Annotated in this window: 16 protein-coding genes and 1 pseudogene; 2 read left to right on the top strand and 15 right to left on the bottom strand. The window is 40.2% G+C overall.

What is annotated here, in order from left to right; genetic code table 11:
- Positions 1-2: 2 nt before the first annotated feature.
- The 15 genes and pseudogenes from LEP1GSC052_RS02070 to LEP1GSC052_RS02005 form a co-directional block, all read right to left on the bottom strand.
- Positions 3-515, bottom strand: a complete 513-nt coding sequence (locus tag LEP1GSC052_RS02070) for a hypothetical protein (RefSeq protein ID WP_010572185.1) — start codon at positions 513-515, stop codon at positions 3-5.
- A 15-nt stretch (positions 516-530) separates the two neighbouring features.
- A complete protein-coding gene (locus LEP1GSC052_RS02065) occupies positions 531-1,652 on the bottom strand; it encodes a hypothetical protein (RefSeq protein WP_040912739.1) in 1,122 nt (373 codons plus the stop codon).
- Positions 1,649-1,900, bottom strand: a complete 252-nt coding sequence (locus LEP1GSC052_RS02060) for a cold-shock protein (RefSeq protein WP_020985515.1) — start codon at positions 1,898-1,900, stop codon at positions 1,649-1,651. The genes LEP1GSC052_RS02065 and LEP1GSC052_RS02060 overlap by 4 nt, the downstream gene beginning before the upstream one ends.
- Positions 1,876-2,445: a hypothetical protein gene (locus LEP1GSC052_RS21585; RefSeq protein WP_244265268.1), complete on the bottom strand. Its 570-nt coding sequence runs from the start codon at positions 2,443-2,445 to the stop codon at positions 1,876-1,878. The genes LEP1GSC052_RS02060 and LEP1GSC052_RS21585 overlap by 25 nt, the downstream gene beginning before the upstream one ends.
- Positions 2,428-3,399: pseudogene (locus tag LEP1GSC052_RS21580) on the bottom strand (hypothetical protein); the annotation flags it as partial. The gene LEP1GSC052_RS21585 and the pseudogene LEP1GSC052_RS21580, both read right to left, overlap by 18 nt.
- A 19-nt stretch (positions 3,400-3,418) precedes the next feature.
- Positions 3,419-3,886 carry a hypothetical protein gene (locus tag LEP1GSC052_RS02050; RefSeq protein WP_010572182.1) on the bottom strand — a complete coding sequence of 156 codons (468 nt, stop codon included), beginning with the start codon at positions 3,884-3,886 and terminating at the stop codon, positions 3,419-3,421.
- A gap of 62 nt (positions 3,887-3,948) precedes the next feature.
- Positions 3,949-5,385, bottom strand: a complete 1,437-nt coding sequence (locus LEP1GSC052_RS02045; RefSeq protein ID WP_010572181.1) for a PBSX family phage terminase large subunit — start codon at positions 5,383-5,385, stop codon at positions 3,949-3,951.
- Positions 5,342-5,947 carry a hypothetical protein gene (locus tag LEP1GSC052_RS02040; protein ID WP_010572180.1) on the bottom strand — a complete coding sequence of 202 codons (606 nt, stop codon included), beginning with the start codon at positions 5,945-5,947 and terminating at the stop codon, positions 5,342-5,344. Before LEP1GSC052_RS02040 ends, LEP1GSC052_RS02045 begins: the two co-directional genes overlap by 44 nt.
- Positions 5,948-6,003: 56 nt before the next feature.
- The gene (locus LEP1GSC052_RS02035) at positions 6,004-6,960 is read right to left on the bottom strand and encodes a DNA-methyltransferase (RefSeq protein WP_010572179.1); all 957 of its coding nucleotides are present in this window, start codon (positions 6,958-6,960) and stop codon (positions 6,004-6,006) included.
- Entirely contained in the window at positions 6,957-7,814 is an 858-nt protein-coding gene (locus tag LEP1GSC052_RS02030) for a ParB N-terminal domain-containing protein (protein WP_010572178.1), read from the bottom strand. The genes LEP1GSC052_RS02035 and LEP1GSC052_RS02030 overlap by 4 nt, the downstream gene beginning before the upstream one ends.
- Positions 7,815-7,993: 179 nt before the next feature.
- A complete protein-coding gene (locus tag LEP1GSC052_RS02025; RefSeq protein WP_010572177.1) occupies positions 7,994-8,935 on the bottom strand; it encodes a DNA-methyltransferase in 942 nt (313 codons plus the stop codon).
- An 89-nt stretch (positions 8,936-9,024) separates the two neighbouring features.
- Positions 9,025-9,291: a hypothetical protein gene (locus LEP1GSC052_RS02020; protein WP_010572176.1), complete on the bottom strand. Its 267-nt coding sequence runs from the start codon at positions 9,289-9,291 to the stop codon at positions 9,025-9,027.
- 21 nt (positions 9,292-9,312) lie between these two features.
- Entirely contained in the window at positions 9,313-9,555 is a 243-nt protein-coding gene (locus LEP1GSC052_RS02015; RefSeq protein ID WP_010572175.1) for a hypothetical protein, read from the bottom strand.
- The gene (locus LEP1GSC052_RS02010) at positions 9,552-10,736 is read right to left on the bottom strand and encodes a hypothetical protein (protein ID WP_010572174.1); all 1,185 of its coding nucleotides are present in this window, start codon (positions 10,734-10,736) and stop codon (positions 9,552-9,554) included. Before LEP1GSC052_RS02010 ends, LEP1GSC052_RS02015 begins: the two co-directional genes overlap by 4 nt.
- A gap of 4 nt (positions 10,737-10,740) precedes the next feature.
- Complete coding sequence (locus LEP1GSC052_RS02005; RefSeq protein ID WP_010572173.1) at positions 10,741-11,076, bottom strand: hypothetical protein; 336 nt, start codon at positions 11,074-11,076, stop codon at positions 10,741-10,743.
- Between the two features lie 758 nt (positions 11,077-11,834).
- Between LEP1GSC052_RS02005 and LEP1GSC052_RS02000 the strand changes: the two genes are divergently transcribed.
- Both LEP1GSC052_RS02000 and LEP1GSC052_RS01995 read left to right on the top strand, forming a co-directional pair.
- Entirely contained in the window at positions 11,835-12,260 is a 426-nt protein-coding gene (locus LEP1GSC052_RS02000) for a hypothetical protein (RefSeq protein WP_156892087.1), read from the top strand.
- Positions 12,261-12,609: 349 nt separating this feature from the next.
- Positions 12,610-13,364 (top strand): ParA family protein (locus tag LEP1GSC052_RS01995; protein ID WP_040912736.1); only part of this gene is annotated, 755 nt, incomplete at its 3' end.

Genomic DNA, 13,364 nt, shown 5'->3' with positions numbered 1-13,364 from the left:
GATTATGATCCTATGATTTCTATTTCATTTTGATTTTCTCTATACTTGTAGAGTTCATCCTGGAAGGCTATTCTTTGATCGCGGTTTAAGGATCTAAGAAATCCTTGAATACTCCCTGTTTGTAAAATCTGATCGTTTGGAAGAATTAAAACTATCGGATCTTGTTTGTGGAGAGTGTGAAAAGGAATCGTTACACTCCGAGCCATTTTCCGCGCAATCTCTTCGGGATCTTTACAAGTATATGGATTGTAGTGGAGAACCATAATCTGACCGGGAGCTTCCGACCTGACTGAAAACTTTAACCGCCACATTGAAAAAGCAAGTATTTGCATCTGAACTTGATACGAAATAAAAAGGAGAAGAAGCCTCACGCGATACCAAAAGATTGTGGTATAGTGTGAAACGTATTGGAAAGTGTAGGTTCTTTCGATATAGCGAAGAGCGGCCTTGATTTTTTTTGTAAGAAAAAATTCTCTAACCATTCCTTTTAAAAAGTAGTTTAAGACGAATCCCATTTTTATTCCTGATAGTTATTCTAACGATCCTCTTCCGTTAAAATTTGAGAGGGGTTTCATTTTGAAAATGCGAGGCTTTTCTCTATCCTCACCGTTTCCACCTTCCACAAATCCCGTTACTCGAAACGTTGGATGATAATCGTAGATTATTGTGTAACCCGTTCGTGGTTTATCGGACAACCACTGGATTTTTGAATCTCCGTAGACGATAAAGTCCTCTCCTTTCTTGTGTGTTTTAATTCCATGTTTTCCTTTGGATAGGATCTGATCAACGGAAGAGATCGGAGAATAAGACACTCTGTCGTATGTTGTATTTTGAAATGCGATGTACTCGGAATGCCTGAGAGTCGAGACGAGAAGCGTTATTACATCGCCTTCTCCCATCCGATAGCCGCCTCCCATGACTGCAATCAGTTCGCCTTCTTGAAACGTGATTTGACTTCGTTCGAAAAGTTTTCTTGAATCAGAATCGTTTCGAAATGTTTTGTATGCGACTTTTACAGGATTAAAAGTTCGAACCTTGATTCTGTAAAGCCCGCTGACTCGTTTTGGAAAAACGATCGAATTTAAAGTATGTCCGCTGTATTCAACCTCGATCGGTGACCCGTCTTCCGGGATCTTAAAGACTTCTATGACCCCGACGATTGCTTCTTTATTTAACTCCGGGAAAAGTTCGTATTCGTTATTGCCCTTTACCTCGAAGAACTTTTCTTCAATGAGGCTTACCTTGTATTTTAGTAGAACTGCGTTCCAGTATTTGAGATTTTCCAAAACCTCAAAGGAATCCTCTTCGTTATGAGAAATTGTTAAGGGAGTTTGTTTGTCTTGGGAATGAAGTACTGCGCTGACCACTTCCGTTACCGGCGCGAATCGTGTATAGATTCTTTTGCCTTGAATTTTGTAGGCAAATTCTTCTTGGATGGTAAGAGTTTCTTGAAAGGTTCGAATTAAACCATCGAAACAATACTTACAATCCGGGAGCCTTTCCTCCTGTGGACATGGGCAAGGTGACAACCTGTACCAAAGTGCCGACTCTCCCCGACGATCGAGGAGTTCCTCGTTTGTGAGCGGAGTTAATACGTTTGGTTTTGTAGGAATAGAAAAGGGCGTTTGACCGCCCTGACCGCTTTTCCTCAAATCCTTCTTACCCGAGTGGCTTGCGTTTCATAGACGCCTTTAACTTTGTCAAAGCCGCGTCTTGTTTCAAATTCGACAGGCGTTCCATTTTGAATTTCTTCTTCTCGAATATTCGAGTATTTCGCATTGAAGAAATAACTTCTTTGATTTTCTGTTTCGATGAATCCGTATCCGCCTTTATTCAGGTTTTGGTTCCAAGGAATGTAACGTCTGATTGTTCCGGTTAAAAGTTTCGATTTAGTTTCCAAGTAATATATTCTGAGAGCCAGTCGGAGTTCTCTTCGTGGCTACACATGGGTTCCTCCCAGATCCCACTCAGATATACATCACTCTTTCGAATCGGACCATATTTTCTCTCTAAGCGAATTCTTTCTTCGTTTGCTTTTACTTCCTCTTCGTATCTTGCGTCGGTCCTTAACCTTTCTTGTGCGTCTCTGAGTCTTCCTTGTCTAAAAATTTCATCTATTTCATTCTCTTCTCTTTCTTCGTTTTCAACCTCGACGACCTCGTATTCACAAGAACAGTTCGGGTGCATGGGACAACAAAACCAGTATTCTCCGTATTTTCTTTCTGCGTTTGATTTTCCCGGCCATATTGCAATGGTAGTTTTCGAGTCACCATAGAACTGATCTTGTCCAAGATAGATCAGTCCTAGACTTTTCATATATCGCTTGTCTTTTAAATGTTCTTTTGAAGGGAAAACTCTTGCGATTTCGTTTCGAAATTTCTTACACTCATTGCACCTTACGGGGTTTGTATGGCTGTGTGGACTCCCATAGTTTCCGCCGGACATACGAACGTAAGTCGCCTCTTCTCTTTCATTGGCGAGCATGAGGAGCTTTCCGTTATTAAAATTGATCGCGCATTCCGTAAAAGCAAAGCGCGCCATATCTCTGTTTAAGTGATCGGTTACAAGTTCTTCGTAATCTTTTTCTCGAAGGGATCTCTCTTCCTCGGAGATTCCTTCCTCAAACATTCCGAGAGCCTCTTTTATTTCCGTATCATCCGGGGAAATCATCATGGATTCGATTTCTTCTTCGGTTGCGTTTCTCGCTAATGCTTCAACAATTTGGCGGCGATACATGTTTGTTATGAGTTCAAACGCTTTTCCTTTTCGTTCACCTTTGTTGTCGTATATCGCAAGCCACTCGGCTCCTTTTGATTCAGCATAGAGAAGAGCGTAGGTCTGTTCGTTTGTAAGCCCTACCTCTTCCTGCAAAACTTCAATGTCTTCAAGTCCGGGTAAGTTATGAGCGATTGCTCTTTCAGAAAACTCCGGTAAAGTAAGACGTTTCAATTCTTCCGGGTCTTCACCTTCACCGATCATGTATTCAGCGACGTATCCGAGAATCGTCGCCTTCTCCCTTTCTTGCGTATAGATTCGGTTCCAGTCTTGAACAAGAAAATCGAAGATTTCCTGATCCTTCTCGTCTAAGTCTTCGCGGTAAACGACTCCCTCGGGAAATTCGATTTTTGATTGTTTGCGAAGGGGTGCATAATCTTTGGAAGGTTCGGGAGTAATCTGAATTGTCTTTGGGAAAAAGGTTGGTCTTACAAGAAGCTCGCCAAAGAATTTTTTTCGAAGCGAGTCCATCGCGTCCGACCAAACTGATTTTCGAATCTCGAAATATTTTCCCGTTCGGTTATTCCCGAGAATCGCCGATTGCAGAGAAAGAAAATAAAAAAGCCAAGCGTATGTAAGTTCCCTTACAACTCGATATTCCGAAAATCTCGATTCTCTCTCCATTCTAAGAATCCGTGACTTTTTAAATTTGAAATTCTCGAACGAGCTTAGAGGCTTTCCAAAAGAGAATGTGAAGTACGGTTTCTCTTCCTTTGTGATCTCCGATCGAAGAACAAACGCTGTCAAAAAGAATTTGTCTTTCCGTCTCCGGGAGTTTCCCGATTTCAAGTGCGAAACTTGTATCGTTTTCGGAAGAACTTTCGAGGAATCCTGATTCTCTTAGAACGCGGATTCCTTTTGTGAAAAGTAGATGGAGAACGGTATCTCGTGACTGCTTGTTTACGACCGAGGAAACAAGGCTGTCAAAGAGATTTTGAATTTTATCGTTATCGAGTTTTAGGATGAGATTTGATAAATACGTATCCGTTTCGTTGTCGTTTTTCTCTTCACTTTTATTGTTTCGTTTTTCGCTCTGATCCGTATCCGTTTGACATTCTGGGTTTTCATTTTCGATATTTTCGTTTTCTTGAAATTGTTCTTCGGTTTGCATAATTTTTTCCTTCACCGGTTTATACAATTATCTTGGGGGAAACGTTTGAATCGGAGAAGAGCCTAATTTCTTGAATGTTGAAAGGAAGGATGGATTCCGAGTCTTGCAAGCCTTTGATTCTGAATGTCAGAAAGCCTTACGGGTCTATCTTCGATTTCTTTTTTTACAGTTTCCTTGTCTCTTGTAAGTATCGAATTTTTACGTCCGAGAATTTTAAGAGCGAAGTATCTGAGACAGTCCATTGCGTGATCATGGTCTTTTGCGGGAATTTCTTTTGCATTCTTTCCGTCTTTTGCAGGTATCCAGGAGTAAATAGAAAATTCTTCGATTGTATGGACACAGCTTCGAAAGATCCGAAGTTTAACGCCTTGTTTCGCAGAGAGTAGTTTCATAAGGGCTTGAATGCCCGTTGAAATATCCTTGTCTGCGGGCATTGTCGGAAGGCCACACTCGGCCATAGTCGCGCGGTCCTCCGCGTCGTGATCCGCGACTATAAAGAGATTCGGTTTTCGGTTTTTCTTTATCTCTTCACAATGGGCGCGAACGGTTTGCTCTCTTTCATAGTGTTCATCCGCTAAATACCAAGTTTCGTTTGATTTGTCGTAGTAGAGCCAAAGAAAAACGAAAGGGTTTGTATATCCGAAATCCACAGCACCGGCGCAGTCCCAGGTTTCAGGAATTGGAAACGGCTCAACAATGGCCTCTTCAAATTTGGGATAAACAAGTCCTTCAACGTCGATCCACTGACCGAGAAAGAGACGCTCTCTTTCCGCTCCGGTTAGTTCTTCGAGCATTTGAACGTATTCTTTGGAAAGAAACGGATTGTCTAAAGGCGTCCAAGACCTCCTCGACATCCTTTGCAGTCTCGATGCGGATAACGCGTTACTTGTTTCAGGATCTTGCCTAAGAACGAAATACTTAAAGATCCAGTGGAAACGATTTCTCGGGTTACAGTCTACGATCAGTTTGTTTATAAGTTCTTCGCGGACGAGTGAAAGACGAGTCTTGATCTTTTGGTAAGTGGCGTAAGAAATTTGAGTCGCTTCATTGATAAAGATCGTACAAAATTCCGTCCCCATTATTTTTTCCACGCGGTCAGCATCATCAAGACCCGCGCCGTATATCTCGGAACCGTTTGTAAATGTCAGAATGTGAAGTGACTCATTGATCGTATAATCTCGGTCCTCAACGAATCCCATTTCCTTGAGGCAAGGAATCAGAGTTTGTTTCCATACGGAGATTTTTAGATGATTGAGTCTGTATCTTGCGATCAAGTGACGAGAGTTTGGTGAAATCCAAGCCCTTGATATGATCGCTTTTATGATTAGGTAAGTTTTACCACTACGTGCGCCGCCGTCGTAGCAGATTTCCTGCACATAAGGCGCAGACCAATCCTCGTCTAAGGCAAGGGATTGTTTTTCGGAGAAGACTTGATTTCGTTGGACTTTTGTTGCGTTAGTTTTCTTCGGATCTATCTTTAGAAGAGATTTCTTCGACAACTACCTGTTTCCCGCCGATTAACTTCTCAATCGCTCCGGGACGTTCACCGACTCCGGTTACGATTTGAATATTTACCTGGCTTCTTTCTTCCGAGTTACCGGATTCGTTTCGAATAGTATCCGGTTGTCCAAGTGATCGGAGAAGTTCTTTGATTACAGTGTTGCGGGATTTAAAAAGAAATGAAAGATCAAGGTTAGAAACCTCTTCATCGAGGATTCTACTTTTTAAAAAATCTAAAAAGATTACAGATTCTTCATTCAACCTAGCCAGCGTTTGAGTAAGATCGGTCACAATCTTACCCTCAAGTTCCTTCCTTAATTTTCCTGAAATTTCCTTCCTGTGCTCATTCCAGTTATTTCCTTGAATCAAATTATCGAGTTTCTTATACGTGAGACCAAACTTTTCACAGATTTCTTCTCTTGAAACGCCTCGAAGAAAATAGATACGAATCTCTTCCTTTGTTTTATCTGAAAGAACCTCATATCCACTTTTTGAAACGTAAGTTTTCTTCCCTCCCCTACCCTGTTTTTTCTTCGGGGGTGGTTTTAATTTCTTTTTCATTGGATGGGAATTCTATGTCTTAACACCGTATCTGGGTAGTGAGGACTTGAAAAAAGTTAGGATGCTTGTTTAAGAACGCCGACTAAATGATTTTTAGCCTCTTCGCAGGAACGTTCATCCAGATCGATACCAACAAATTTTCGTTTATTTTTAAGAGCTGTCTTTCCGACTGTTCCTTCTCCTGCGAACGGATCTAAAACGACCCCACCTTCCGGGCAACCTGCAAGGACACAGATTTCAAAAAGTCTTTCCGGACCGACCGCTGTATGTCTTCCTCTTGAATTCGGAGTTGGTATTTGCCAGACAGAACGCCTACGGGCTGTAAGGTTTCCCGACTTGATTTTATTTTCTAATATCCGGTTTTTGACCGAGGTTGGAGTTTCGGCGAGATACCTTTCATAGTTTTTTTCAGGATAAAATTCAAAAGAAGAATGTTCTTTAGCCGAAGTTTCTTGGATCGATTTGAAAGAATGGATTTGATCATGATGAATCCCGGATATTGGAACGGAAACTAAATCGGCGTTAAAATAGTAAAGGTCCAAATCTCGCACAAAAAAGAGTACATACTCATGTGAATTCGTAAATCGTCTCCTTACTGACTCCGGTTTACACGAACCAAAATTTCCCTCATCCGTTGAAATCGATTTCGCCCATATTATTTCTTGAATGAAGTGATAACCTTCTTCTTTCATAAAGTCAACGAAACCGGAAGGAATTCGAATCGCTTGTCCGTGCTGAAACGAATCTCCAATATTTACGAAGACAGTCGCTGAATCTTTTAGATGTTTCGCGGCCTCACGAAAGACAAGCGCGAGGTGAGAGAAATATTGTTTTGTTTGTCTTTCTCTCCCGATCTCAAGACTGACCGAGGGGTGAGAATCATCCAAGTATTTCCTCTTTTGGAAATACGGCGGGGAGGTAACAAGACAATCAAACTTAGGATAGAGAAGGTTTCTTTCTCTTGTTTCCTTTAGAACCGTGTCAGCCGATCCGCATATAATTTCAAAGTTCATGTGATTCTCTCCTGACAAAAAAGAGCAATCTGTTCGAAAAGCTGTTCGGAGCATTCCCATTTTCCGCCCTCGAGCTCGGCGAAATAGCTTTGCGAGTATCCGAGTCCCTGTGCAAGTTGAAACTGAGTTAGTCCGGCCTCCTTTCTAAAAACCTTGATCCGGGAAGCCATTTCTTCGTTCTCAGATTTAAAGTTCTTATCAAAATACTTGGACCGTGCCGCCTTCGCGCACTCACTAACGACCTCTTTAAAGGCTCCGCGCCATTCATAGTTTAAGTTCTTACCGTGAACTTTGAGAAGAAATCTTCCGTTCCCCTGATCAGCCAAATTGATTCTTAAATTTCGGATTTTCTTTTTGGACCAAAGCTCGTGTAAAATTTCTATCGAGTCATCTTTGTTTGAGCCTTTACGTATTTTCTTTAAGTCACCCTTGAGACTCGATACAAGAATTCCAGTCTTATCGCTTATCTCTTTTAGCCTTGCAATAACGATCTTTGATCCGGTAAAAAACTCAGGGCAAAATTCACGGTATGCCAAAAGCCTGTCTTTATAGGTAAACTGACCTTTTCGGAAATTTTGTTCCGCGATATATGAAATCGGATCTTCCGGTGAAACTATATAAGCATTAATCGATTCCCAACCAAGCAGTTTAACGGCTTTGATTCTGTGTTCGCCGGACAAACAAAGAAAAAGATCCGTATCCGGTATCCTTTGTATTGAAATAGGTTCGTGAAGACCATTTCGTTTAATATTTTCCGCAAGTCCCTTTATGAACTCTTCCGTTCGTGGCCGGAATATTTTTCCATTCTTTGGGTGAAACTGAATCTTATCCAAGGAAACTTTAATTCGTTCCAAGGTAACTTCGTCTTTGTTTTGGTGAGTTTCAGAATAATTTGATGAATTTGTTTCAAACACACTTCACAAATATTTTTTACTATTAAAAGAGTCCTTTAATTTGGATTTTATTTTAAGAAAAAAGTAAGGGATAAAAATCGAGGAGTCCTTAATTTTTTTAATCGATATTTGATAATTTCCTAATAGAGTAATTTTTGACTAAGCCTTTCTTCTGCTTCATTAGCGTACGTTTCGTTTAATTCAATTCCAGTATATTCTGGTCCTAATTCAAGAGCGACCTCACCGGTCGTACCTGATCCGAAAAAAGGATCTAAAACTCTTGCCGGAACGGAACTAAGACTATGCTCGCAAGAACTTTGATTTTCTTTTCGATAAGGTTCGCCACATTCAAAACAAACTCCGAATTTACTAGTTCCCGCCTTTATACAATCTTCGATTAAATCTTTGGGAAAGGTTGCGGAGTGAGAGGTTTTAGAGGGTTTCGTTGTAACCGTCCAAACCGATCGCTTATTTTTTCGTTCTCGTATCGTTCGAGCAGTTTGCCCTCTCTTACCATGAAAGACAGTTCGACCATTTTGAAAAATCTCAACCGCTCGCGGCCTGAAACTTTTGTGGCCGGGGATCAGGGAAAGAGTTGGTTCTGAAATCGCCTCAGCGTTGTAGAAATATTTCGGGCTTTTGGAAAGTAAAAAAATATACTCGTGAGCTGTCGTACAACGATCCTTTACTGACTGCGGCGTTGTGTTCGGTTTATTCCAAATAATATCTTGTCTTAAATACCAACCGTCTTCCTGCAAAGCGAAAGCAAGACGCCAAGGGATTCCGATCAGATCCTTTCTCTTCAATTCTCCTGGCAATCTCTCTTTCTTTGCCTGATTGTTATATGTATCGCCTATAACTATCCAAAGTGTTCCGTCATCTCTCAATACTCTATGGACTTCTCGGAAGACAAGAACGAGTTTTCGGATATATTCTTTATACGAACTCTCGGTTCCGATCTGTTTTGAATGATTGTAATCTCGAAGTTTGTAGTAAGGCGGTGAGGTAACTACTGTATGAAAATATTTATTTGGTAATTCTTGGAGCTTCTCGTAAGCGCAACCGATTAAGATTTGATTCACTTTCGAAAAGTGTATCGCGTTTCTTCGAATCGGATTTCAAAAGGAACCCCGGTTGAATAGATTATCAGAAATTCATCCGGGGAATCTAATCATACCGAAGCGAGCAATATGCCGTTTCTCCAAATTGTTGTTTTCGCAGGTCTGTTTTTTCTCGAAATTGAATACACATATCTTTGAACAGAGTATTCCACTCCTTCCGAAGCGAACGCACTCAGCTTATCAGCTTCTTTTATCGCTTCCTCGTCCCCGCCGTTGCCCTTAAAACACTGACCTGTTGCTCCCCAAATACTTTTTTGTCCCGGAGAGGATTTGAAGTGTTTATAGATATGAAATTCTATTCTGTCTTGTTCCAACATACAAATTCCTTCGAATAAATTTCAGGCCACTTCGCTAGCGAGAAGTTTACTCTTTCTTCTTCTTTCATCCATAACGCGAAGAGCGTCCCGATGGCTAATTTCTAAAAGAGTTCCGTCTTTGTCAGAGAAAAAGTAGTTTCCTGACTTTGGTTGCGGTTGTTTTCCGTACCTATTTTGTTCTGAAAGTCGAGTTAGGGTAACTCGTAACTCGTCTACTTTCTTTCTTAAATGCTCGATCTCTTCTTTAGAAATCTCTTCGTTCATGCTATTTTTTCCTCTTTGTTTAACGAATCTCTCTTTATATCGCAAGCATTGACACCGGACTCAGCTCTAAACTGCGGCGGGGCAATCTCAGCAAAATATTTATCGTAGATAATTCGTTTTGAATCTTTGTAGTCGGAAGGTTCTCTATTGGTTTTGTAAAACTCGCAGGCCGCTGGAGGCAAATATTCACTTGCCCAAATCAGAAAACAATCGTGAGCTGTCTTTGGTTTTTCGGTTTCGAGTTTTTCTTTGTATCTTTCTTTATGGTAATCTTTGTGTTCGGGATTTTTCACTTTATGCACTTTTATATTTTTTTTTGAATCATAGTTTCGTTTTTCAGTTTTAACTTCTTCTACTCGAATAAGGCGAGACCAGAATTTTAGAATTGTCTCAGGGCTAACAACCTGACGCCTCCAAAAAAGTTCGTACCCGTTCCTAAATTCGATTAAGATTGCGATCTTCTCTGCCACCTCTTTCCAATCACCGGAGGTCATCTGAAAAAGAGTCTTCATACTCTTTTCTTCGATCGAGGATTCCCCTAATGACCCGTTGTGATTTTCTTTATAGATTTTTTGGAAGGCTTCTTTCCAGCTTTCGGGGAGTGCGCTATCTTTGGGTATTTCGGAAATTGGCGGAGGCTCTTTTGTACTCTCTCTAGAAGTATTGATTTTGTTTCTTAATACTTGTTCACTTTGTATTTGTTCTTTAGTATTTAATAGTTCGTGATTTACCGAAGTCGGGATTTCCGATTCCGGTGCGACTGGAACCAGTGAAGGAGATTCAAAAGAATTTGGATCCGCTTCATTAAATAGTTCCACTTCACCGGATTCTTGTTTTGATTTTTTTCCCTTTTTGGCCGGTAGACTTTTAACATCCGGTTTTTTTGATCTTTCAAAAAAAATCCAATACTGTGTCAGTTGCCCCGTTTTCGAGTCGCGTGCTCGGACAAACTCTGCGTATCCGAAGTGTTCCAATTCTCTTAGTCCCGAGGCTATTGTACTAGGACCGTCCGATGTTAAGGTTGCCAAGTGTCGGACCCGAATGATAAAATTATCGGGCAGGCTCAGTCTCGTAATCAAAAGCCCTTTAGCTTTGTAACTTAGCCGATGATCTTTTATAAACTCGTTGTATGAAACAGTGTAGTTTTCTTTTTTATTAGGAACTCTCTCTATTGTTTGCATGGTTTCAGTCTCGATACATGAAACGCGCCATGAACTTGTAAGTCCGTGTCGGTATTGCGTCTCCAACGATCCCGATTTCTGCCATGTAATTGATAAATTTTAGAATCGACTCAATCTCTTCCACGGAGTCCGTGAAATAATATTCTTTGTCGTCATCTAAAAACTCTAAGAAATTTTCTCGAACGAATACCTTTATCCGAGGAATTTTCTTTGATACGAAGTGAAAGTGATCTTCCTCACTCCAACCGTACTTATTTAAAAGTCTCTCGATTTCGTTCCTGCCCTCCCCTTTCTTGGTTTTTTCTGATTTTCTTTCTAACGTTGACTGCGAATTTTCCAACTTTCTAATTTCCTTCGTTTTACTTTTCTATATACGCTTGGTTTATTTTTTCAATTATTTCCGAACTCGATTCTTTTCGGAAGTATGGCCTGAAAATTATTATCAGGAAGCCGAGAATTCCGAAAGCGAATGCTGTAAAATAAAAAAAGTTCATTTTAGTTTTAGTTTCCTTTTGCTTTTTATGCAGTTTTAGAATATTCTCGCGGTTGATTCCGACTCACGTATTTAATGTGTTGGTCGATAATCCAACCGGCACACGCCGCCCGCTCTTTTGCCGAACATACCACTACATTCGAAAATCGGTTATAAACTTCAAATCCCGGTAACTCATCGGTTCCACCTGGTTGGATTCTGTAAATTTCTAGCGGGTCCATAATACTCCCCTCGGGATATAACGGAGATAATTTGAATTTAGCTTGGATAGTCTCGAATCGGCCTTCGAAAAGAATTCGTATATTAGATTTTTTATATGTTGCGCGAATGGCTTTTGGCTGTAGTATCGCAGGAAAGGATACTTCGAAAATGTTGGAAGTTCAAATTTTACAAATCCGCAATCACTTCGCTTTTCTAAGTCGATGCGTTGCGTTCGAGTCAATTTACAAAAAATATTCACGATCAAAATCCTATTTGGGAATATTTTTTAAATTCCCGACTTTTCCTGTTATTGACACAGGAAAAAGTTATATTTACCGTATTTTGTATTATTTACAAAATGTAAAGACCTTATTTTGTAATATCTACAATTTGTAATGGGCCATATGAATATTGCTCTCGACCCAAAAATAGATTACTCCGTACCAAAAAATCGATATTTGTTTATTGAAATGGTCCTTGGATTTGATGAGGATTCGATGTGTGTATTGCTTGGAAAGATTAGTCTGGGCACGTATCAATCATACAAATACGGAAAAACCTTGTTACCCGAAGTTCGAGCTGACATTTTAAGAAAAGAAGGCTTCAACGATAATTGGGTGAACCATAACGAAGGCGAACCTTTCATTAAGGCTGGAAAAAATATTATAGAAATGAAAAGAGATACGCAGTTCATTAAGAGGCTCGAAGATGAGAATCTAAAGGAAGCCCTATCTCAGTTTTTGGACTCAAACCCTTCTTCCGATCGGGTAAACTGGCTTCGGAACTCAATAGAGCTTGCGGCTCAAATATCGAAAAAAAATAATCCGTAATATCCCTTGAAACTTGCTTGGCTACAGCTTCTAAATCCAGCTCCCCTTTTTTCGCTTCCTCGTACATTTTATCAATAAAGGCGTAAACCGCCTGATCGCATTCTATTCGATTCATATTTCCCCTACTCTACTACGACCGAATAAATTATTTCCGGCGGAGCGGTCAAGGAGCATGGGTTCTAAGGGATAGATCAGGATATAATTTGGAAACTAAACATTAGGACTTTTTGGCATCGCACTCGATCTCTCAAAACTTTAGCCGGCTAAAGTTTTTAAGAAAAGTTCAACGTTTTTAAACTTCCAAAAATTTTTCGCTTTCCTGCCAAATGCAGTGTTATATTTCAAATACATGGGAAAAAGACATAATATCATTGTAATCGCAAACCCAAAAGGCGGGGTATCAAAGACTACCTCTACTGGTCACTTAGCCATGGCCCTAGCCAGCAAAGCAAAGGTTTGTGCTGTCGATTTTGACCAACAGAAAGATTTGTCTAAAATGTTCTTTCGCGGTCAGCCGGATTCTTTTTTCGATAAAGCAAATATTTTAACTTTATTAAAATACGAAACTACCGTTTCGGAAACGCTAAGAAATAAATTTGGCGTGGATATAATAGTATCTTCCTCAAGCGTAAGAAACTATCAGTCTTTAGCTTCAAAAGAAATAGAAATTACTCTACGACTGAAAGAAATTCTTTGCGAACTAGAACATGAAATTATTCTAATCGACACGCCTGGCTCCGGCTCCTATGAAACAGTAACCGCCCTAATGGCCGCAGACACGGTAATAATTCCGGTTATTCCCGAACTATGGTCTATCGATACTTTAAAAGATTTTTTTAAAATTATTAATGAGACGATTAAGGAAGGTTCAAATATCAATAAAATTTATCTTCTTCCGACAAAATGGGGCAATTCAAAAGAATCCGAGCAAGTGCACACTCAACTTTACAGAGTTCCCGATTTCCTTAGTCAACTTAAGAAATCATTTCCTTCCTTATACAGCTTGGTTCCTTCTCCCGGAATTTTAACTTCCATACCATTATCAAAAACAATTAGGGACAGAACTGAAGCAGGCGAGCCATTGGCAGAAAACACGAACGGAAA

The sequence above is a fragment of the Leptospira kmetyi serovar Malaysia str. Bejo-Iso9 genome (assembly GCF_000243735.2).
GTDB classification, from domain to species: Bacteria; Spirochaetota; Leptospiria; order Leptospirales; family Leptospiraceae; genus Leptospira; species Leptospira kmetyi.
Note: the sequence above shows the minus strand (reverse complement) of the source record. Positions and strands in the feature narration are given on the sequence as shown.